At 62.2% G+C, this 238-nt stretch carries 1 protein-coding gene; it reads left to right on the top strand.

Annotation, left to right across the window (positions count from 1 at the left end; translation table 11 throughout):
• A partial coding sequence (locus tag AF337_RS11125) for a substrate-binding domain-containing protein (protein WP_160320274.1) occupies positions 1–229 on the top strand: 229 nt, incomplete at its 5' end.
• Between the last annotated feature and the right edge of the window lie 9 nt (positions 230–238).

The raw sequence follows: 238 nt of genomic DNA, 5'->3' as shown, positions 1-238 counted from the left end.
CCTGAGGAATGTCGTCATGGCCGATGATGCGCCGCCGCTGCGCATCATCGGCCATGACGACATTCCTCAGGCGAGCTGGACCGCCTACGATCTCACGACCATCCGCCAACCCTGCGACGTCCAGGCCGAAAAGACGGTCGACCTGCTGATGAGCCGGATGGCCGAGCCGGACCTGACGGCGCGTGTCGAATTCACGCCGGTGACACTGATCAGAAGAAGGACTGCCTGATGAATTCCG

The organism is Rhizobium ecuadorense (assembly GCF_001187535.1).
GTDB classification, from domain to species: domain Bacteria; phylum Pseudomonadota; class Alphaproteobacteria; order Rhizobiales; family Rhizobiaceae; genus Rhizobium; species Rhizobium ecuadorense.
The sequence above is the reverse complement of the archived record's forward strand: the minus strand, read 5'-3'. Positions and strand labels throughout refer to the sequence as shown.